Raw genomic sequence first — 17,786 nt, 5'->3', positions numbered from 1 at the left:
GCGAGGTACGGGGCGTGTTGAAGTGGCCGCGGCATAATCCGGGCGCGCGGAGCAGTGCCCCGAAGGGGCAGGGGGCCAGGTCGGCACACCGCTCCGCCGTATGGGCGTGCCCGGCGGGGACGGGCCGGGCGTGGCGGAGGCGCTGTGGAGCCCCACGGCGACCGGCCGCGCCGGCTACGGGCTACCGGCGGCGTCGGCTCAGGGCCGCCGTAACCACCAGGCGGCGTCGGCTCAGGACCGCCGTCACTACCGGCGGCGTCGGCTCAGGGCGATGGCGGCCGCGGTGCCGCCGGCGACCGCGCCGACGCCCGCCGCTGCGGGGATGCCCACCTTGGCCGCCTTTCGGCCCGTGCGGTAGTCCCGCAGGCGCCAGTCCTTGTCCCGGGCGTGTTTGCGGAGCTTGGCGTCGGGGTTGATGGCGTAGGGGTGGCCGACCAGGGACAGCATCGGGATGTCGTTGTGGCTGTCGCTGTAGGCCGCGCAGCGGGAGAGGTCGAGGCCCTCGGCCGCGGCCAGCGCGCGGACCGCCTCCGCCTTCGCCGGACCGTGCAGCGGCTCGCCGACCAGCTTGCCGGTGTAGACACCGTCCACCGACTCCGCGACCGTGCCGAGCGCGCCGGTGAGTCCCAGCCGGCGGGCGATCACCTGGGCGATCTCCACCGGGGCCGCCGTGACCAGCCAGACCTTCTGCCCGGCGTCCAGGTGGGCCTGGGCCAGGGCGCGGGTGCCGGGCCAGATGCGGTCGGCCATGTACTCGTCGTAGATCTCCTCGCCGATCGACTCGAGTTCGGCGACCCGGTGACCCTTGACGATCGACAGCGCCGAGTCGCGGGCGTCCTGCATGTGCTCGGGGTCCTCGACTCCGGCCAGCCGGAACCACGCCTGCTGCCAGGCGAACCTCGCGAGATCGCGCGTCTCGAAGAATTTGCGCTTGTACAGGCCCCGGCCGAAGTGGAACAGCGCGGCGCCCTGCATCACGGTGTTGTCGAGGTCGAAGAAGGCGGCCGCCTTCTCGTCGCCCCTGACCGGGAACTCCGGTTCCTCGGCGGCGACCTGCGGAGCCTCCAGGGCTTCCTGCGAGGACTTGCGGGCAGCCTCCGCCGAGGCCTCGCCTGCCAACACGCTGCGCGCCGTGGCGGAGCGCCTACGGGGAGTGAGCCATCCGAGAGCGGCCATGGCGTGAGCATAGCCAGTCTGTTCGGTGCTTCCGGAGTCGAGAGGTTGGAAGCGTGTGAACTCTCCGCGACCGGGCCGTTAAACGGGCGCGGGACAATGGCCGGTATGAGTCCCCTTTTCCGGCGCAAGGCCGACCAGGTCGATCCTCGTGAGCGGCTCGTCACCCTCATCCGCAAGCCCGGCTGCCATCTCTGTGACGACGCACAGGTCGTGATCGAGAAGGTCTGCGGGGAGCTCGGTGTGTCCTGGCAGCGGAAGGACATCACCGAGGACCGTGCCCTGCACGACCAGTACTGGGAGCAGATCCCGGTCGTACTGATCGATGGTGAACAGCACACCTTCTGGCGCGTGAACGAGGAACGGCTGCGCCGGGCACTGACCGACTAGTCCAAACCGGCCGGAAAGTCGCTTAGGATCGACGGCGTTCTGATCTCGGGGGCGGGATTCGTGAGGAGAGTGTGCGGTTTTGCCCCCAGTAACGAAGGAACGTCGGTGCGTATGCGCCGGTTCCCGTCGAGGGCGCGAAAGGTGCGTGACCCCGGTCACTTCTGCCGGGCAAATCGGACACCATCTTTGTGCACGCGTTCACAAAGACATAGCCTGCTGTCGACGGGGCGGTCTGGGGACGTATGACCGCCTGCAGCCCCGCTCTACCCGCAGGAGCACCGTGGCAACTGGCCGAACACACCGACCGGCGACCCGTAGCCGAGGGATTCCCGAGGCCACCGTCGCCAGGCTTCCGCTGTACCTCCGAGCCCTGACCGCGCTGTCGGAGCGCTCGGTACCCACGGTCTCCTCCGAGGAGCTGGCGGCCGCGGCGGGGGTCAACTCCGCGAAGCTGCGCAAGGACTTCTCGTACCTGGGCTCGTACGGAACGCGCGGTGTCGGCTACGACGTGGAGTATCTCGTCTACCAGATCTCCCGTGAACTCGGCCTGACCCAGGACTGGCCGGTTGTGATCGTCGGTATCGGTAACCTCGGTGCCGCCCTCGCAGGCTACGGCGGGTTCGCCTCCCGCGGCTTCCGGGTCGCCGCGCTCATCGACGCCGACCCCTCGCTCACCGGCAAGCCGGTCGCGGGCATTCCCGTGCAGCACACCGACGATCTCGAGAAGATCATCAAGGACAACGGGGTCTCCATCGGCGTGATCGCCACCCCGGCCGGTGTCGCCCAGCAGGTCTGCGAGCGGCTCGTGGCCGCCGGAGTGACCTCCATCCTGAACTTCGCGCCGACCGTGCTGTCCGTCCCGGACGGCGTCGACGTGCGCAAGGTCGACCTCTCGATCGAACTCCAGATCCTCGCCTTCCACGAGCAGCGCAAGGCCGGCGAGGAGACCGCCGCGGGCGACGGCGCGCTGCCCGCCGCCACCCGTGACGCTTCCGGCGACCAAGGGCCCGACGGGGACGTACCCGCCGTGATGCCGGCATGAGTCTCCTCGTCGTCGGGCTGAGTCACCGCAGCGCGCCGGTCAGCGTGCTGGAGCGGGCCGCGCTGAGCGCGGACGCCCAGACCAAGCTGCTGCAGGACACGGTCGCCGCCGAGCCGGCCACCGAGGCCGCGGTGCTCGCGACCTGCAACCGCATCGAGCTGTACGCCGACGTGGACAAGTTCCACGCCGGTGTCGCCGAGCTCTCCACGCTGCTCGCCCAGCACAGCGGTGTCGGCCTGGAGGAACTGACTCCCTACCTGTACGTCCACTACGAGGACCGGGCCGTCCACCACCTGTTCTCGGTGGCCTGCGGCCTGGACTCGATGGTCGTCGGCGAGGGCCAGATCCTCGGGCAGATAAAGGACTCGCTGGCCAGGGCGCAGGAGCTGCACACGGCCGGCAAGCTGACGAACGACCTGTTCCAGCAGGGTCTGCGGGTCGGCAAGCGTGCCCACTCCGAGACCGGCATCGACCGCGCCGGCCAGTCCCTGGTCACCTTCGGCCTGGAGCAGCTGGCCGGCGGCGGGGTCGTGGAGGACTGGGCCCGGGGCAAGAGGGCGCTGGTCATCGGCGCCGGGTCGATGTCCTCGCTGGCGGCCGCGACACTGGCGCGGGCCGGGGTCGCCGAGGTCGTCGTCGCCAACCGCACCTTCGAGCGCGCCGAGCGGCTCGCGCAGATACTGGCGGAGGCCGACGACAACGCGGTGACCGCCCGCGCGGTACGGATGGACGCCGTACCGGACGAGCTGACACGTGCCCACGTCGTCGTCTCCTGTACCGGGGCGACGGGCCTGGTGCTCACGGCGGAACAGGTCGCGCAGGCCGTCGAGGGCCGCACCGGGCAGCCGGCCGTCGCCGACACCGCCGTTCCCGCGGCGCACACCAGGGCTCCGCTGCCGCCGGCCGGCGCCGACGAGAACTGCCCGCTGGACCTGGCCGCCGTACAGCCCGGTTTCTCCCTCATGGGCGAGGCCGCCGTCGCCGGAATGGACGCGGCCACCCTGGAGCAGCACGCGGCCTGGGTCTCGGGCAAGACGACCGCCCGCCCCGGCCGCCGCAGCCCCGAGGCGGACGCCGAGCTGATCACCGCGCTCGCCGCGACCGCCGCCACGGTGGGCCGGATCCCCGAGCGGCGCAAGCCGGAGCCGCCCGCCGAGCGCCCGGCGCCCTTCTTCTTCCTCCTCGACCTGGCCATGCCCCGCGACATCGACGCGGCCGTGCACCGGCTGGCCGGGGTGCGGCTGGTGGACATCGAGTCGCTGGCGGAAGCCTCCGCGGACGCGCCGATGGCGGCCGACGTGGACCAGGTCCGGCGTATCGTCTCCGACGAGGTCGCGGCCTTCGGCGCGGCACAGCGGGCGGCACACATCACGCCGACCGTGGTCGCGCTGCGCACCATGGCCGCCGACGTCGTCGCCAGTGAGATCGCGCGGCTCGACGGCCGCCTGCCCGACCTGGACGAACGCCAGCGCGGCGAGATCCGGCAGGCCGTGCACCGGGTCGTCGACAAGCTGCTGCACGCGCCGACCGTACGGGTGAAGCAGCTCGCGGCCGAGCCCGGCGGCGCCGGGTACGCGGACGCGCTGCGCACCCTGTTCGACCTCGACCCCGAGACGGTCGCCTCCGTCTCCCGGGCCGGGGACAGCACAGACAAGAAGGACCGACCGGCATGAGTGACAAGGCACTGAGACTGGGGACCAGGCGGAGCAAGCTCGCCATGGCCCAGTCGGGGCAGGTGGCGGAGGCCGTCCGCCGGGTGACCGGGCGGCCCGTCGAGCTGGTCGAGATCACCACGTACGGCGACGTCTCCCGCGAGGCCCTCGCGCAGATCGGCGGCACCGGCGTGTTCGTCACGGCGCTGCGCGACGCGCTGCTCAAGGGCGAGGTCGACTTCGCGGTTCATTCGCTGAAGGACCTCCCGACCGCACAGCCCGAGGAGCTGGTCCTGGCCGCCGTACCGGTGCGCGAGGACCCCCGGGACGTGATCGTCGCCCGCGACGCGCTGAAGTTCACCGACCTGCCGCGCGGGGCGCGCATCGGCACCGGCGCGCCGCGCCGCATGGCCCAGCTGAACGCGTACGCCCGCGCGCACGCCCTGGACATAGAGACGGTCCCGATCCGCGGCAACGTGGACACCCGCATCCGGTACGTCCAGGAGGGTGAGCTCGACGCCGTCGTGCTGGCCGCCGCCGGACTGAACCGGATGGGCCGGATCGACGAGGTGACCGACTTCCTGTCGGTCGACACGGTTTTGCCCGCCCCCGGCCAGGGGGCCCTGGCGATCGAGTGTGCCGCGGGCAACGCGGACCTGATCGCGGCGCTCGGCGAACTCGACGACCCGTTCACGCGGGCCGCCGTGACCGCCGAACGGTCACTGCTCGCCGCCCTGGAGGCCGGTTGCAGCGCCCCTGTGGGCGCGCTGGCCGACTTCCTGGCCGACGGGCAGTTTGTCAAGGAAATGCGCCTGCGCGGCGTCGTCGGCACGACCGACGGCACCCGCACGGTGCAGCTGTCCACCACCGGTCCCGTGCCCCAGACGCACGACCAGGCGCTGGCACTCGGTCGCGACCTCGCCACCGAGATGCTCGCCCAGGGCGCGGCCGGTCTGATGGGGGAGCGAGCACATTGAGCCCCACCGCCCTTCCTGCCGCCGGTCCTGAACACGGGCACGTCACCTTCCTCGGTGCCGGACCCGGAGATCCGGGACTGCTGACCCTGCGCGCCGTGGAGGCGCTGTCGAGCGCGGACGTCCTGGTCGCCGAGCACGAGGTGCTCGACGTGATCCGGACCCACGCCCGACAGGGCGTCTCCGTGGTCCAGACGGACGCAGACCCCTCTTCGGTCTCGCCGCCGGGCACGGGCACGCCCCAGCTGACGGTCGTTGACGGCACGTCAACACCCGCCGCGGTCCCGGCTGCTGCCCGGGATGCCGCTCATCTTGTCATGGAGGCCGCGCGGGGCGGCAGGCGGGTCGTCCGTGCGGTGTCCGGGGACCCGGGACTTGATACGTACGCGGCCGAGGAAATGCTCGCCTGCGCCGCCGCCGGGGTGCCCTTCGAGGTGGTCCCGGGCGTCGCGGCGGCGGTCGGTGTGCCCGCGTACGCCGGTGTGCCGCTGCGGGACGCCGAGGGCGCGGACGTCCGGTTCGTGGACGCCCGTACGGCCTCCGACCGGTGCTGGACGGAAGTGGGCGCGTCCGACGGCACGGTGGTCGTCTCGACGACGCTGGACTCGGTCGCGGCGGCGGCCGGTGAGCTCGTGTCCGCCGGCCGCAAGCCGGACACCCCGCTGACGGTGACGATCGCCGGTACGACGACCCGCCAGCGCACCTGGACGGCGACGCTCGGCACGATCGCGCAGACCCTGAAGCAGGCGAAGGTGCTGCCGTCGCCGGACGGCGGCCGGCCGGTGATAGCCGTGGTCGGCGAGCGCAGCGCCGCCGCCCGGCGCGACCAGCTGTCGTGGTTCGAGTCCAAGCCGCTGTTCGGCTGGAAGGTCCTCGTGCCGCGCACGAAGGAGCAGGCGGCGTCGCTCTCCGACCAGCTGCGGTCCTACGGCGCGGTGCCGCACGAGGTCCCCACGATCGCGGTGGAACCGCCGCGGACGCCCCAGCAGATGGAGCGCGCGGTCAAGGGCCTGGTCACCGGCCGCTACGAGTGGATCGCGTTCACCTCGGTCAACGCGGTGAAGGCGGTCCGGGAGAAGTTCGAGGAGTACGGCCTTGACGCTCGGGCTTTTGCGGGTATCAAGGTGGCTGCGGTGGGCGAGCAGACCGCGAGGGCGCTGGTCGCGTTCGGCGTGAAGCCGGACCTGGTGCCGAGCGGTGAGCAGTCGGCCGCGGGCCTGCTCGAGGACTGGCCGCCGTACGACCCGGTCTTCGACCCGATCGACCGCGTGTTCCTGCCGCGTGCCGACATCGCCACGGAGACGTTGGTCGCCGGCCTGATCGAGCTCGGCTGGGAGGTCGACGACGTCACGGCCTACCGCACCGTGCGCGCCTCGCCCCCGCCGGCGGAGACCCGCGAGGCGATCAAGGGCGGCGGCTTCGACGCGGTCCTCTTCACGTCCTCGTCCACGGTCCGCAACCTGGTGGGCATCGCGGGCAAGCCGCACAACGTGACGGTGATCGCGTGCATCGGCCCGGCGACGGCCAAGACGGCCGAGGAACACGGCCTGCGGGTCGACGTCATGGCCCCGGAGCCGTCGGTCCACAAGCTGGCGGAGGCGCTGGCGGACTTCGGCCTGAAGCGGCGCGCCGCCGCGGTGGAGAACGGGGATCCGGTGACACGGCCCAGCGAGCGGCGACCGGGGGCGCGCAGGCGCCGGTCCACGACGTAGTCACGGCCCTTCGCGGTCCTTGCGCGCCCCGCCGTCCCCTACGGACGGCGGGGCGTCGCCCTGGAACGTGCCGCCGACCAGGTGGCCGCCCGGCACGCGGGCCGTGACGCGACGGTCGCCGCGCTGCGCGCCCTTCCCGTCGTCCACGCCGCGCACACCCACTACTGGCAGACGTACGCCGGGATGGGCAGGCCGCTGGGGGCCCTGCCACCGGTGGGCGAAGTGCACGGCGGCTTTCTGCGGCTGCTCGCCGCCCGGCCCGGAGAGGACCTCGCCACCCTCGCCGCCGGGCGTCGTCCGCCCAGGCCGCACCGGTACGACTCGCACCCGCCGACCGCCGAACGGATCGCCCTGGTCGAGGAACTCCCCGCCGACGACCGGGCCGACGACCCCGCCGACGCGCCGACCGCACTCGGCCTGCTGCGCGAGCCGGGCAAGGTGTTCGCCGAACTGGAAGCGCGCACGCTGCCGCACGAGGCGGCCGGGCTGCGGCGCATGAGCTGGGACGACCTCGTCATGGCCCGCGCGGTCGCCGACGCCGAGGGATGGTCCCGGCCGCTGCGGCTTGCCGTCGCCAGGGCGCTACGCTCGGAGGCCCGGGACCCCGACGAACAGGCGGGCACCGCGTTGCCCGGCCTGGAGGAGGTGCTCGACGCCTTCGACCGGGGCCTGCTGTGGATGGCGGTGGCCGACCGCATACCCAAGCCTCCGCAGGCGGCGCGACTGGTCGGGGCGTCCGCCCGCAACTTCATCCGGCCCAAGGTCTTCGACGGGCTCGCGGGCATGGTCCATCTGCGCCTCGTCGACGCCGGGCAGGCCGCCCCCGACATCGCGTGGTCGGGGTGTCCCGGGATCGCCCTCCCCGAGGAGTGGGAGAAGTCCATGGACGACGCCCTCGACGCGGCCGTCGCCGACACACCTGACACCGCGCCGCTGCGTAGCCTGCTCGCGGGCGTGACCCCGGCGTGGGGTGTCAGCGACCCGATGCGTACGACAGGAAGCTCGCCCAGGCGGTGGGGGTGAGGGCGAGACGGGGGCCGGTGGGGTTCTTGGAGTCGCGGACGAGGATGTGGTCGGGGACGGTGGCCACCTCGACGCAGTCGGGGCCGCTGGACGTGCTGTAGCTGCTCTTTATCCACTCCAGCTTCATGTCTCTCCAAGCACTTTCTCGATGAGGGCCATCGACTCCCGTGGGCTGAGAGCCTGCGCCCGGATGATTCCATACTGGATGTCGAGGAGTTGCACCTCTTTGGGCTCGGCGATCACACGACTGATGTGCACCACTTCGATGTGGCCAACCGTGCTGCCGTCCTTGAGCCTGAGCAACCTGAACGGTCCGTCGAGCCCCGAGTTCTCCTCGCGACCCAAGGGCAGCACCTGGAGGTCGACGTTGCGGAACTCGGCGACATCCAACAGCCGTTCGAGTTGGGTGCGCATCACCATCTTGCCTCCGACGGGCCGACGAAGCGTCGACTCACACTGGACAAAACTGAAGACAGGGCGGGCCGTCGTGTCGTTGACGATCTCCTGCCGCGCCATGCGGGCCGCTACCTGCTGCTCCAACTGGTCGGTCGTGAAAGGGGGACGGCGGGCGCTGAGCACCGCCCGCGCATACTCCTCGCTCTGCAGCAACCCATGGATGACGGAGTTGTTGTAGGCACACAGCTCGACCGCATCCGCCTCCAGCTTCTTCAGGTCCCGCACCTTCTTCGGGTACCGGACCTCCGCCAAGTCCTTCTTCATCGCGGCGACCCTGCCGCCCGCACCCAGGGCTTCGTCCGCCGCGTCCAGGTACTCCGGCCGTGGAATTCGCCGTCCCCGCTCCACCGAGGAGACCAGTTCCTCCCCGTACCCGATGGCCGCGCCGAACTCGGCCTGGGTGAGGCCGGCCGTCTCCCGCCACAGCTTCAGCTGTCGTGAGACCGTCCGCATCACCGCCCCGGCCTCGTCGTCCAGCCCCGCATCCCAGTCGCTCACGCACGCCGTCCTTCCGTCACCACTCACCCCGTACGGCCCGGACGCACCCGGACACCACACGGACAGCCCCCGTCCGCACGGGCCGCCGTGCTTCACAGGCTAAGCACGCTTGGACACGCTGAGTGACGTGAACGAGCGAATCTCCACCCTCCACATCCCGGCGCGCCAGTTCTGCGTGCCGCTCTCCTCAACCCGGCGCGGCGCCCGCCTCGGCCGGCTGCTGGCGACCGAGCAACTGCGCGCCTGGGGACTGCCGTTGGACCCCGCCCGGCTGATCGTCGCTGAGCTGACCGCGAACGCCGCGCTGCACGGCCGGGTTCCGGGACGGAGCTTCCGCTTGGCGCTTTCGGTCACCGCTCCGCGACGTCTGTGTATCGAGGTGACCGACACCCGGGGCGATCACCTGCCCGCCCGCCGGACCGCAGCCGGCGTACCCGCCGAGTCCGGCTACGGCCTACTGCTGGTCGAGGAGTTGGCGGACCGCTGGGGCGTGCGGCACGGACCGGTGCCGTGCAAGACGGTGTGGGTGGAACTGGACCTCGCACCGGAGCCGGGAAACGCGTGATGCGGTGACGCCGCGGCCGGGGCTGCGGGCCGTAAAAGACCAAAGAACCCGGGGAAAAAACCAACCAACCAAACCAAACCTCGCGTAGGTCACTCGCGCGGGTGAAACGGGTCGGTCTGGCTGGCGCGGCGGCGGCTCGGGCGTGCAGTCTCACCCCGAGGCAATTGCCTCCGTCACGACTCCACAGCCCCAGACATGCATCGGCCCCCGCCGGGACGGCAATCCCAGTGCGAGGGCCTGACCAACGAGGAAGAAAGCCCTTCCCCATGGCTGAGAAGAAGCCTAACGCCGCCCTGCGTCCGATTCCGGGTGTTCGGCGATCCACCACCCACTCCGGTGTCACTCACGTACGTACGTACCAGTCCGGCCAGTACGTGGTCGTCGGCAACCACCTCGCCCAGCACCGCGAGCTGTCGCTGACCGCCATCGGGCTCGCGACCCACATCCTGTCGGTGCCCGAGGGGACCCCGGTCGACATCCGCAGCCTCGCGGACCGCTTCCCCGAGGGGCGGGACCGGATCGCGGCTGCGCTGCGCGAACTGGAGAGGCACGGCTACCTGGAACGGGTCCGCGAGCACACGGACTCGGGCCGCCTGGTCACGCGGACGTACGTCCATCACGCCCCCGTCCCGGATCACGTCACCGCTGTCGCGCCCCTGCGCGTGGCCGGGCCTCAGGATCCAACGATTGGTACCCGTGACCGCCGGTCCGAGGCAGGCACGGACGTAACGGAAACGCCCAAGGAGGACGACCAAGCGTCCCACCGGGACGCGACCGAACCCGAAGCCGCGCCGAAGGAGCGCTGCTCCCACGACCGGCATCAGATCAGGGCTGTTGCCCTCCTCGCGGGCCTGCGCCGCACGGACGAACGCCTCGCCCTCTCCCAGCGGCAGGTGGACCGACTCGCCCCCGCCGTCGCCGCCTGGTTCGCGGTCGGGGTCACGGAGGCCGCCGTTCATCGGACGCTGAGTGCCAATCTCCCTGAGGACATGCCGCACCCGGCCGGTGTGCTCGCCTACCGGCTCCGTGCGATGCTGCCGGTACCCCTCCCGGCCCGTCCCACAGACTCGCCGCCCAGCGAAAGGACGGTTGGAGCCCCCCGTAGGCCCGATCCCCTCCAGACCTGCGACGGCTGCGAACGCGCCTTCCGCGCCGCTCACCCCGGGCGGTGCCGCGAATGCCGCGTCGATCGGACGGTGTCAAGCGAGGCCGTGTGCGTCGCATGAACCTGCTGCACCGGCCCGTGGGCCTTGCGCAAGCCGCCTGCGCCAGGGGAAGCCGTTCCTATACTTGCGCCATGGACCAGGAGTTGGAGCGAGCCGCCCTCGTTGCGCTACTGCGGCGTGGTGATCGGCCCTGGTCCGAGGTAACCGACCAGGTGGAGACGGTCGGAAGTGCCCGGGATGTCCTCGACAACTCACTCGACCTCTCGGGACAGGGGGCGCTCTTCGACACCGCGCCCTCTGTCGATCTGGAGAAGGTCACGGCGGAGATCGCCGACTGGGAGCGCGAGGGGATGCGGCTGGTCACGATCCTCGATCCTGACTATCCGCTCTACCTGAGGCTGGTCCATCAGCGTCCTCCTCTGCTTTTCCTTCGCGGGACGACGGCCGACGACGACCTGCGTGTCGCTGTCGTCGGCACCCGCACGCCCACTCCGGAGGGCGTCGCCCACGCCCGTGCGATCGCGGGCGGTCTCGCCGCGCGCGGTGTCACCGTCGTCAGCGGGCTGGCCGCAGGCATCGACACCGCCGCGCATGGCAGCGCCTTGGCCGCCGGCGGCCGAACCGTCGCGGTGATCGGAACCGGGCTGCGTCATGTCTACCCGGCCCAGAATGCGCGGCTCCAGGAGGAAATCGCCGAGAAGGGGCTGCTGATTTCCCAGTTCTGGCCCGATGCTCCTCCCTCGAAGACTTCCTTCCCCCTGCGTAACGCGGTGATGAGCGGTTACAGCCTGGCCACCGTCGTGATCGAGGCCGCCTACCGCAGCGGCGCTCGGATGCAGGCGCGACTCGCGTTGGAGCACGGCCGTCGAGTGTTCCTCATGCGCTCTCTGATGACTCACGAATGGGCCAGGGAGTACGCCACCAGGCCCAACACGACTGTCATTGACGGTCCGGAGGACGTCTTCCGCCACCTCGACTCCCTCGTCCCCACCACGGGCGAGCTGACCTGGACCTGACCGGCGGACCAGCGTGGCAACCGTCGTCGGGCTGTCCGCCCGCTATGCCAACTTCCTGGTCCACCCGCTGCTGCCCGGCCCTGGTGTGTGTCGGGTCTGCCGAGGTCCCGCCACGGTCGGGTACCGAACCTGTCTGCGGTGCAACGAGGCCGCCAAGCTTCTTGGCGCGGGAGTGGCTGACGCCGTGGTGCCTGTCAGCCTGGCCCTCAAGGGCGAGCAGTATGCCAACGAGCTCTGGCGCTACAAGAACGCAGCGGGCCCTCAACAGCAGTACTTCCGTATGGGGCTGGCAGCCGTTCTATGGCGCTTTCTCACTGCGCACGAGGAGTGCATCAGAACTCACTGCTTAGTGCCCTCCTTCGACATCGTGACCACGGTGCCCAGCACCAGCGGACGTGCGGATCACCCCTTGCGTGCGATGGTCGCCGAAATGGCCGGGGTCACCCGGGACCGCCATCGCCACCTGCTCGCGCCGACACCGGAGGCGGCCTACCTGGGCCGGGTGGCCTCTTCCAGGCGCTATGCGTCAGCGGCGCTCCAGGGTGAGAACGTCCTGCTCATCGACGACACCTGGACCACCGGCAACCATGCGCAGTCCGCGACGGCCGCGCTGAAAGCGGCCGGGGCCGGCAGCGTGGCCATCGTGGTTCTCGGCCGCCACCTCAACATCGACTACAGCAACACGGCCGAGCACGTCGCGCAGGCGCGATTACGCCGCTTCTCCTGGGACGCCTGCCCGTTGCGTCCCTGGGACCACGCCTGACCGAACCGCCTTCGGCGTGCTCTCGTCTCTGCGATGCTGACCGGCATGGGTGGGGGAGTTCGACGACGTGATGGTGCAGCCCGCTGGCTACGGCAGCGTGCCGCGGCAGTGGCGCTGACATGCTTCGGGGTTGCGGCCGCTGTGTTGCATGTCCTGGCACCTGGGCTGAAGATCGACGGTGTCACGGTCGCGCTGCTCGCGGTGGCGGCGGTGCCGTGGCTCGGGGATCTGGTGCGCAGTATCGACGTGCCGGGCCTGGTGAGGATTGAGTTCCAGGATATGCAGCGTCGGCTGGAGGCGGCCCAGCGGACAGCGAACGCGGCTCTCGTCGGTGATGAGCCGGGCGTCGGTGCCGTGGACGACACAGCCGCGTCGGACGCGGTCCGGGAACTTGCGGCCGAGTACGTGAAGGTACGCGACGAGCTGCGCAGCGGTCCAGCGCGGACCCACCGGATGGATCAGATCTTCGCCCGCCTGGTACGGGCAACTCAGCGAGTGCGCGATTTCGACGCAGAGGCGTTGCTGGGCTCGCAGGACGCCGGGCTGCGGCTCGCGGCCTACGCGCGCCTGTACGCGGTGCCCGAACCGGAGCTACTCGGCACGCTGGTCGAGGCAGTGACCGTCGAACCGCTCGCCTTCAACCAATACTGGGGATTGCGGGCGGTCGGCAGAGGCGTGGAGGAGACGGGAGCGGAGCACGTTCCGCTCGGCGTGGTCCGCCGTTTGGAGGAGTTCCGCTCCCGTATGCCGCGTGACAGCGACCGGGGCCAGCTCGCCGACCGTGTGCTCACGGAGTTCGGCGAAGGATGATCCGCCTGCCGCACACGCCGGTCAGGCCCCCGTACCCCCCGCGTAATCGCTGTTGAACGTCGTCTCGATCGTCTGGGCCACCGGCTGGGCCACGCCCGTGCCGGTGAGGATGATGCCCAGTTCGCGGTTGTTGCTGAGGGAGTTGCTGCTGATGTTCATGGAGCCGGCCTCGACCTCCTGGGTGGACAGGCCGTAGTCGGCGACCATCGCCTTGGCGTGGATGTAGAAGCCGTTGGGGTCGGAGTAGCCGACGACCGTGCCGCCGGCTGCCTTGATCGCGGAGACCTCGCTGGAGTAGCTGGAGGGGTTCTCCAGGACGACGCGGACCTTCACGCCGGCCTTGGCGCGGGCGACGATCGCGTTGACCACAGTGCTGTCGCTGAACTCCAGTTCCTCCACGTCCAGGGACTTGGTCGCGGAGTTGACGAAGGACACGAGGCGGTTGCGGGAGTCGGTGGGGGACCAGAGCAGGTGGTCGCCGTCCGTCGGGGTGATCGACGTCGCCGTGTAGTCGGCGTTGAAGACCTTCTCGATGGCGGCGACGTCGCGGGTGTCGTCGGTGAACACGCCGTAGTCGCGGCTGGTCGTGTAGTACTGCGAGGTCAGGTTCCCTGTCATGACCAGGGACTTCACACCGTCCACCGTGATCGTCTTCTGGTGCGTGTAGACGTAGGCGGAGGAGGACCAGACCACGCCCACGCCCGCGTTCTTCAGGGACGTGTACGCCGCGTTGTTGGCGCTCTGGTGCTGGCGGTCGAGGATGACGCGGACCGTGACGCCCTTGTTCTTCAGGGCTATGAGGTCGTTCACGGCCGTGGTGTCCTCCAGCTCGTACATCGTCATGTCGAGCGTGCTGGTGGCCGAGTTGACGAAGTCGTAGATCGTGGGCTGGCTGCCGGTCTGGGAGAAGGCGAACGCGGAGTAGCTCGCGGCGTTCGCGGGTACGGCCGTGGCGACGATTGCGGTGCCGGCGGTCAGGGCGACGGCGGCGCGGGTGAGGACCTTCCGCAGCATGCGTGACTCCTAGGTGAGCGCACGGGGAGGGGGTGGCGCGTGCATGTCACCACGCGCGTAGAACGCTGGGGAGGCCGGAGGATCCAGGGATGCCCAGGGGAGCGCAAAGTCTTCGTATGGCGGCGCCGCTATGCCCGTGAATGGGCTGTCTGTGGGCTCACTGTGGACCGGCCGCCGGGCCGACACGGCGTCGGCAAAGGCGGGGGCCGGGCGGGCGTAGCGTAGAAGGCATGACGAAGTACGGATCGTTTCCCGGAACGCGTCCCCGGCGGCTGCGGACCTCGCCCGTCATGCGCCGGATGGTCGCCGAGACCCGTCTGCACCCGGCCGACTTCATCCTCCCGGCGTTCGTCCGGGAGGGCGTGAGCGAGCCGGTGCCGATCGCCGCCATGCCCGGTGTCGTCCAGCACACCCGCGACAGTCTGAAGAAGGCCGCGCTGGAGGCCGTGGAGGCCGGGATCTCCGGGATCATGCTGTTCGGCGTGCCGGAGGAGGCCAACAAGGACGCGCAGGGCACGGCCGGCACCGACCCGGACGGAATCCTGCAGGTCGCCCTCCGGGACGTGCGGGCCGAGGTCGGCGACGACCTGCTCGTCATGTCCGACCTGTGCCTCGACGAGTTCACCGACCACGGGCACTGCGGGGTCCTGGACGCCGAGGGCCGTGTCGACAACGACGCGACCCTGGAGCGGTACGCCGAGATGGCCCAGGTGCAGGCCGACGCCGGTGCCCACGTGGTCGGCCCGAGCGGGATGATGGACGGTCAGATCGGCGTCATCCGCGACGCGCTCGACCAGATCGGCCGCGAGGACGTGGCGATCCTCGCGTACACCGCCAAGTACTCCTCCGCCTTCTACGGCCCCTTCCGCGAGGCCGTGGCGTCGTCGCTGCAGGGCGACCGGAAGACCTACCAGCAGGACCCGGCCAACTGGCGCGAGTCCCTGCGCGAGTTGGAGCTGGACCTGGCCGAGGGCGCGGACATGGTCATGGTCAAGCCGGCCGGACCGTACCTCGACATCCTCGCCCGGGTCGCGGACGCGGTGGACGTGCCCGTCGCCGCCTACCAGATCTCCGGCGAGTACTCGATGATCGAGGCCGCCGCCGAGAAGGGCTGGATCGACCGCGACCGGGCCATCTTCGAGACCCTGACCGGCATCAAGCGGGCCGGGGCGCGGAACATCCTCACCTACTGGGCGACCGAGGCGGCACAGAAACTGCGCTGACCGCGCCCGGCGGGCTCACCAGTCGAGGGCGTCGTCCGCGTTCTGCTGCCAGTACGTAACCTTCAGCGAGCTGTCGTAGTAGACGCCCTTCGCCGGCAGGGCGGGGGTCGCGGCGGGGCCACCGTCGCTGTTCGGGGTCCGGCCCTGGAACATCACGGTCAGCCGGTGGCCGGTGGCTCCGGCCTCACCGCTGCCGTCGGCGGCCGACAGCAGCACGCCCGCGTACCCCGACTCGCCGGGCGCCAGGGTCGTCACGGCCTGCGGCTGGGTGGCCTTGTCCCCCTGCGGCGCCCACTGCATCTCGTCGAAGCGCAGGACCGGGTAGTACGGCAGCAGGCAGGTCCTGGTGCCGGTGTTCTTCACGGTGATCAGCATGTGGTTCAGGGGGCGGGTGACGGGCCGGGCGGTGACGGTGGTGTTCGCGCCGTTGCACAGCACGACCGAACCGGCGGTGCCCGTCCCGGTTCCGGCGCCATGACCCGATCCGGTACCGGTGCCGGCACGGGTGCCGGTGCCGGTGCCGGTCCGGGTGGTCGGCCTGCCGGTGGGCGTGTGGGTACGGGCCGCGGACGCGCCGCTCGTCGCCCGGTCGCCGGAGCTCTGTCCCGGGGCCGTCGTGGCCGCGGACGGCGCCGGGTGTGCCGCGCCCTCGTCCTTCGTCCCGGTCCCGTCGCCGCACGCGGTGAGCGCGAGCGCGGCGAGTGCGGTGCCGGTGGCGGCGAGCAGACGGATGTGGCGCATACGCATGGCAAGTCCTCTTTCGGGATGGGCCCGTTGGCGTGTTTGGATGACCCATAGCCTGTGCGGCGCTTCGTCCCGGCGGCCACATGCAGCGGGAGATCCGGGACGCTGGAACGGCGGCACAGCAGATGACCTGCGGGAACAGTCCCTCCCTGGAACGCCGGGAGGGGACACGGGGGCGGAGGAACGGTGGCGGACGGCACCAGGGAGAGCGGTTTCGCGGACCTTCTGCGGGAGCTGAAGAACCGCTCCGGGCACAGCTACGGCACACTCGCCAAGCGGCTCCACATGAGTACGTCGACGCTGCACCGCTACTGCAACGGGGATGCCGTACCGACCGACTACGCCCCGGTGGAACGCCTGGCCCGGCTGTGCGGGGCCACGCCCGAGGAACTCGTGGAACTGCACCGCAGGTGGGTGCTGGCGGACGCCGGGCGGGGGCGGAAGGAGCCGGCGGCGGCCGCCGCGGTACCGGCGCCTCCCGCCGTGGAAGACGCCGAGGAGGAGCCACGGGCGCCCGGTGAAGCGGAGGCTGCGGCGCCCGGTGAAGCGCAGGCCCCAGCGCCCGCCCGGGCCCCGGTGCCGTACGACCGGCCTCGCCGCCGTGCCCGTACCGTCCTCCTCGCCGCCCTCACCGTCACCGCCGTCCTCGGCGGCGTGGGCCTCGCCCTGAACCTGTCCCCGAGCCCCAAGAGCGGTACCCCCACGGTCGCCGGTACGCGGGCACGGGACCAGGAGCCGACGGCAGGCGCCCCGTACCCGACGGCCCCCGCCGGCTCGGCCGGCCCGTCCCGCTCCCCGTCCCGGGCCTCCGGTGCGCCGCCCGCGGACAGTCCCGGCGCGCCGCACACCGGCCGTACGCCCGACGGCGGTGACACCGTCCCCTCCGCCACCCCTCCCCTCGCGATCACCACCCACCCCTACGCCTGGCCCGACCCCTGCAGCCAGCACTACCTGATCGACCGCGCCCCGGCGGACGTCTCCCCGCCTCCGCTGGAGCAGGACGCGCCCGCCTGGGTGGCCGTGCACAAGGCCGTGTCGGCGGGCGAGCAGTACGTCACGTTCACCGTGCAGGGCACCGGCTCGGACACCGTCGTACTGGAGGGGCTGACCGTGCGCACGGCGGGCCGGTGGGCGCCGCTCGCCTGGAACGACTACGCCATGGGCTATCCGGGCGTGGGCTGCGGCGGCGGCGTGCCGACCCGGTCCTTCACGGTCGCCCTGGACGCCCTGCGGCCCGGGGTCGTGCCGGCGGCCGGGCAGCCCGGTTTCCCGTTCAAGGTGAGCCGGTCGGACCCCGAGGAATTCCACATCACGGGCGACGCCTCCGCGTACGACGTCAGCTGGTACCTGGAACTGGCGTGGTCCAGCGGGACGCGCCACGGGACACTGCGGATCGACGACCACGGCCGCCCGTTCCGCACCAGTGGCAACAACAGCCGGCCCGCGTACGCCTTCCCGTTGGGCGGCGAGAAGTGGCAGCCGGCGACGGACGCCGACTGAGCGTCCGGATCGCGGAATTACCGGTGTAGACGGCACGCACTTGTCTAGCCTGACGGCTCCCCGAG

General features: G+C 71.2%; 18 protein-coding genes. 13 read left to right on the top strand and 5 right to left on the bottom strand.

Translation table 11 applies throughout. The annotated features are described in order from the left end of the window. Positions 1–246 precede the first annotated feature (246 nt). On the bottom strand, positions 247–1,176 hold the full coding sequence (locus tag AB0D93_RS26630) for an HAD-IB family hydrolase (protein WP_362123914.1): 930 nt from the start codon (positions 1,174–1,176) through the stop codon (positions 247–249). A 96-nt stretch (positions 1,177–1,272) separates the two neighbouring features. Between AB0D93_RS26630 and AB0D93_RS26625 the strand changes: the two genes are divergently transcribed. From AB0D93_RS26625 to AB0D93_RS26600, 6 genes are all read left to right on the top strand, one after another. Continuing rightward, positions 1,273–1,563 carry a glutaredoxin family protein gene (locus AB0D93_RS26625; RefSeq protein WP_362123911.1) on the top strand — a complete coding sequence of 97 codons (291 nt, stop codon included), beginning with the start codon at positions 1,273–1,275 and terminating at the stop codon, positions 1,561–1,563. A gap of 280 nt (positions 1,564–1,843) precedes the next feature. After that, positions 1,844–2,605 (top strand): redox-sensing transcriptional repressor Rex, encoded by a 762-nt coding sequence (locus tag AB0D93_RS26620; protein WP_362123908.1) that lies wholly within the window; start codon positions 1,844–1,846, stop codon positions 2,603–2,605. Then, on the top strand, positions 2,602–4,278 hold the full coding sequence (locus tag AB0D93_RS26615) for a glutamyl-tRNA reductase (protein WP_362123905.1): 1,677 nt from the start codon (positions 2,602–2,604) through the stop codon (positions 4,276–4,278). Before AB0D93_RS26620 ends, AB0D93_RS26615 begins: the two co-directional genes overlap by 4 nt. After that, the gene (gene hemC, locus AB0D93_RS26610) at positions 4,275–5,234 is read left to right on the top strand and encodes a hydroxymethylbilane synthase (RefSeq protein WP_362123902.1); all 960 of its coding nucleotides are present in this window, start codon (positions 4,275–4,277) and stop codon (positions 5,232–5,234) included. Before AB0D93_RS26615 ends, hemC begins: the two co-directional genes overlap by 4 nt. Next, a complete protein-coding gene (locus tag AB0D93_RS26605; RefSeq protein WP_362123899.1) occupies positions 5,231–6,943 on the top strand; it encodes a bifunctional uroporphyrinogen-III C-methyltransferase/uroporphyrinogen-III synthase in 1,713 nt (570 codons plus the stop codon). Before hemC ends, AB0D93_RS26605 begins: the two co-directional genes overlap by 4 nt. 81 nt (positions 6,944–7,024) lie before the next feature. After that, positions 7,025–7,966 carry a hypothetical protein gene (locus tag AB0D93_RS26600; RefSeq protein ID WP_362123896.1) on the top strand — a complete coding sequence of 314 codons (942 nt, stop codon included), beginning with the start codon at positions 7,025–7,027 and terminating at the stop codon, positions 7,964–7,966. Here the strand turns inward: AB0D93_RS26600 and AB0D93_RS26595 are convergent. Together AB0D93_RS26595 and AB0D93_RS26590 are read right to left on the bottom strand one after the other, a co-directional pair. Further along, positions 7,917–8,093: a DUF397 domain-containing protein gene (locus AB0D93_RS26595; RefSeq protein ID WP_362123893.1), complete on the bottom strand. Its 177-nt coding sequence runs from the start codon at positions 8,091–8,093 to the stop codon at positions 7,917–7,919. The genes AB0D93_RS26600 and AB0D93_RS26595 overlap by 50 nt on opposite strands. Continuing rightward, complete coding sequence (locus tag AB0D93_RS26590; RefSeq protein ID WP_362123890.1) at positions 8,090–8,920, bottom strand: helix-turn-helix transcriptional regulator; 831 nt, start codon at positions 8,918–8,920, stop codon at positions 8,090–8,092. Before AB0D93_RS26590 ends, AB0D93_RS26595 begins: the two co-directional genes overlap by 4 nt. Positions 8,921–9,047: 127 nt before the next feature. Between AB0D93_RS26590 and AB0D93_RS26585 the strand changes: the two genes are divergently transcribed. From AB0D93_RS26585 to AB0D93_RS26565, 5 genes are all read left to right on the top strand, one after another. After that, positions 9,048–9,485: an ATP-binding protein gene (locus tag AB0D93_RS26585; RefSeq protein ID WP_362123887.1), complete on the top strand. Its 438-nt coding sequence runs from the start codon at positions 9,048–9,050 to the stop codon at positions 9,483–9,485. Positions 9,486–9,751: 266 nt separating this feature from the next. Further along, positions 9,752–10,711 (top strand): helix-turn-helix domain-containing protein, encoded by a 960-nt coding sequence (locus tag AB0D93_RS26580; protein WP_362123884.1) that lies wholly within the window; start codon positions 9,752–9,754, stop codon positions 10,709–10,711. A 71-nt stretch (positions 10,712–10,782) separates the two neighbouring features. Further along, positions 10,783–11,667, top strand: coding sequence for a DNA-processing protein DprA (locus AB0D93_RS26575; RefSeq protein ID WP_362123881.1), 885 nt, complete (start codon positions 10,783–10,785; stop codon positions 11,665–11,667). A 13-nt stretch (positions 11,668–11,680) separates the two neighbouring features. Beyond that, positions 11,681–12,430 (top strand): hypothetical protein, encoded by a 750-nt coding sequence (locus AB0D93_RS26570; RefSeq protein WP_362123878.1) that lies wholly within the window; start codon positions 11,681–11,683, stop codon positions 12,428–12,430. Positions 12,431–12,463: 33 nt separating this feature from the next. Then, the gene (locus AB0D93_RS26565) at positions 12,464–13,240 is read left to right on the top strand and encodes a hypothetical protein (protein WP_362123875.1); all 777 of its coding nucleotides are present in this window, start codon (positions 12,464–12,466) and stop codon (positions 13,238–13,240) included. Between the two features lie 21 nt (positions 13,241–13,261). Here AB0D93_RS26565 and AB0D93_RS26560 read toward each other — a convergent pair whose 3' ends face one another. Next, on the bottom strand, positions 13,262–14,254 hold the full coding sequence (locus tag AB0D93_RS26560; RefSeq protein ID WP_362123873.1) for a phospholipase D-like domain-containing protein: 993 nt from the start codon (positions 14,252–14,254) through the stop codon (positions 13,262–13,264). 230 nt (positions 14,255–14,484) lie between these two features. Here AB0D93_RS26560 and hemB point away from each other — a divergent pair, with 230 nt between their 5' ends. Then, a complete protein-coding gene (hemB, locus tag AB0D93_RS26555) occupies positions 14,485–15,477 on the top strand; it encodes a porphobilinogen synthase (protein WP_362123870.1) in 993 nt (330 codons plus the stop codon). Between the two features lie 15 nt (positions 15,478–15,492). Here the strand turns inward: hemB and AB0D93_RS26550 are convergent, their stop codons facing one another. Then, positions 15,493–16,224 carry a DUF4232 domain-containing protein gene (locus tag AB0D93_RS26550; protein ID WP_362123868.1) on the bottom strand — a complete coding sequence of 244 codons (732 nt, stop codon included), beginning with the start codon at positions 16,222–16,224 and terminating at the stop codon, positions 15,493–15,495. 183 nt (positions 16,225–16,407) lie between these two features. Here AB0D93_RS26550 and AB0D93_RS26545 point away from each other — a divergent pair, with 183 nt between their 5' ends. Beyond that, positions 16,408–17,721: a helix-turn-helix domain-containing protein gene (locus tag AB0D93_RS26545; protein WP_362123865.1), complete on the top strand. Its 1,314-nt coding sequence runs from the start codon at positions 16,408–16,410 to the stop codon at positions 17,719–17,721. The last annotated feature ends 65 nt before the right edge of the window (positions 17,722–17,786 follow it).

It is taken from the genome of Streptomyces sp. NPDC048191 (assembly GCF_040652655.1).
GTDB lineage: Bacteria > Actinomycetota > Actinomycetes > Streptomycetales > Streptomycetaceae > Streptomyces.
The sequence above is the reverse complement of the archived record's forward strand: the minus strand, read 5'-3'. Positions and strand labels throughout refer to the sequence as shown.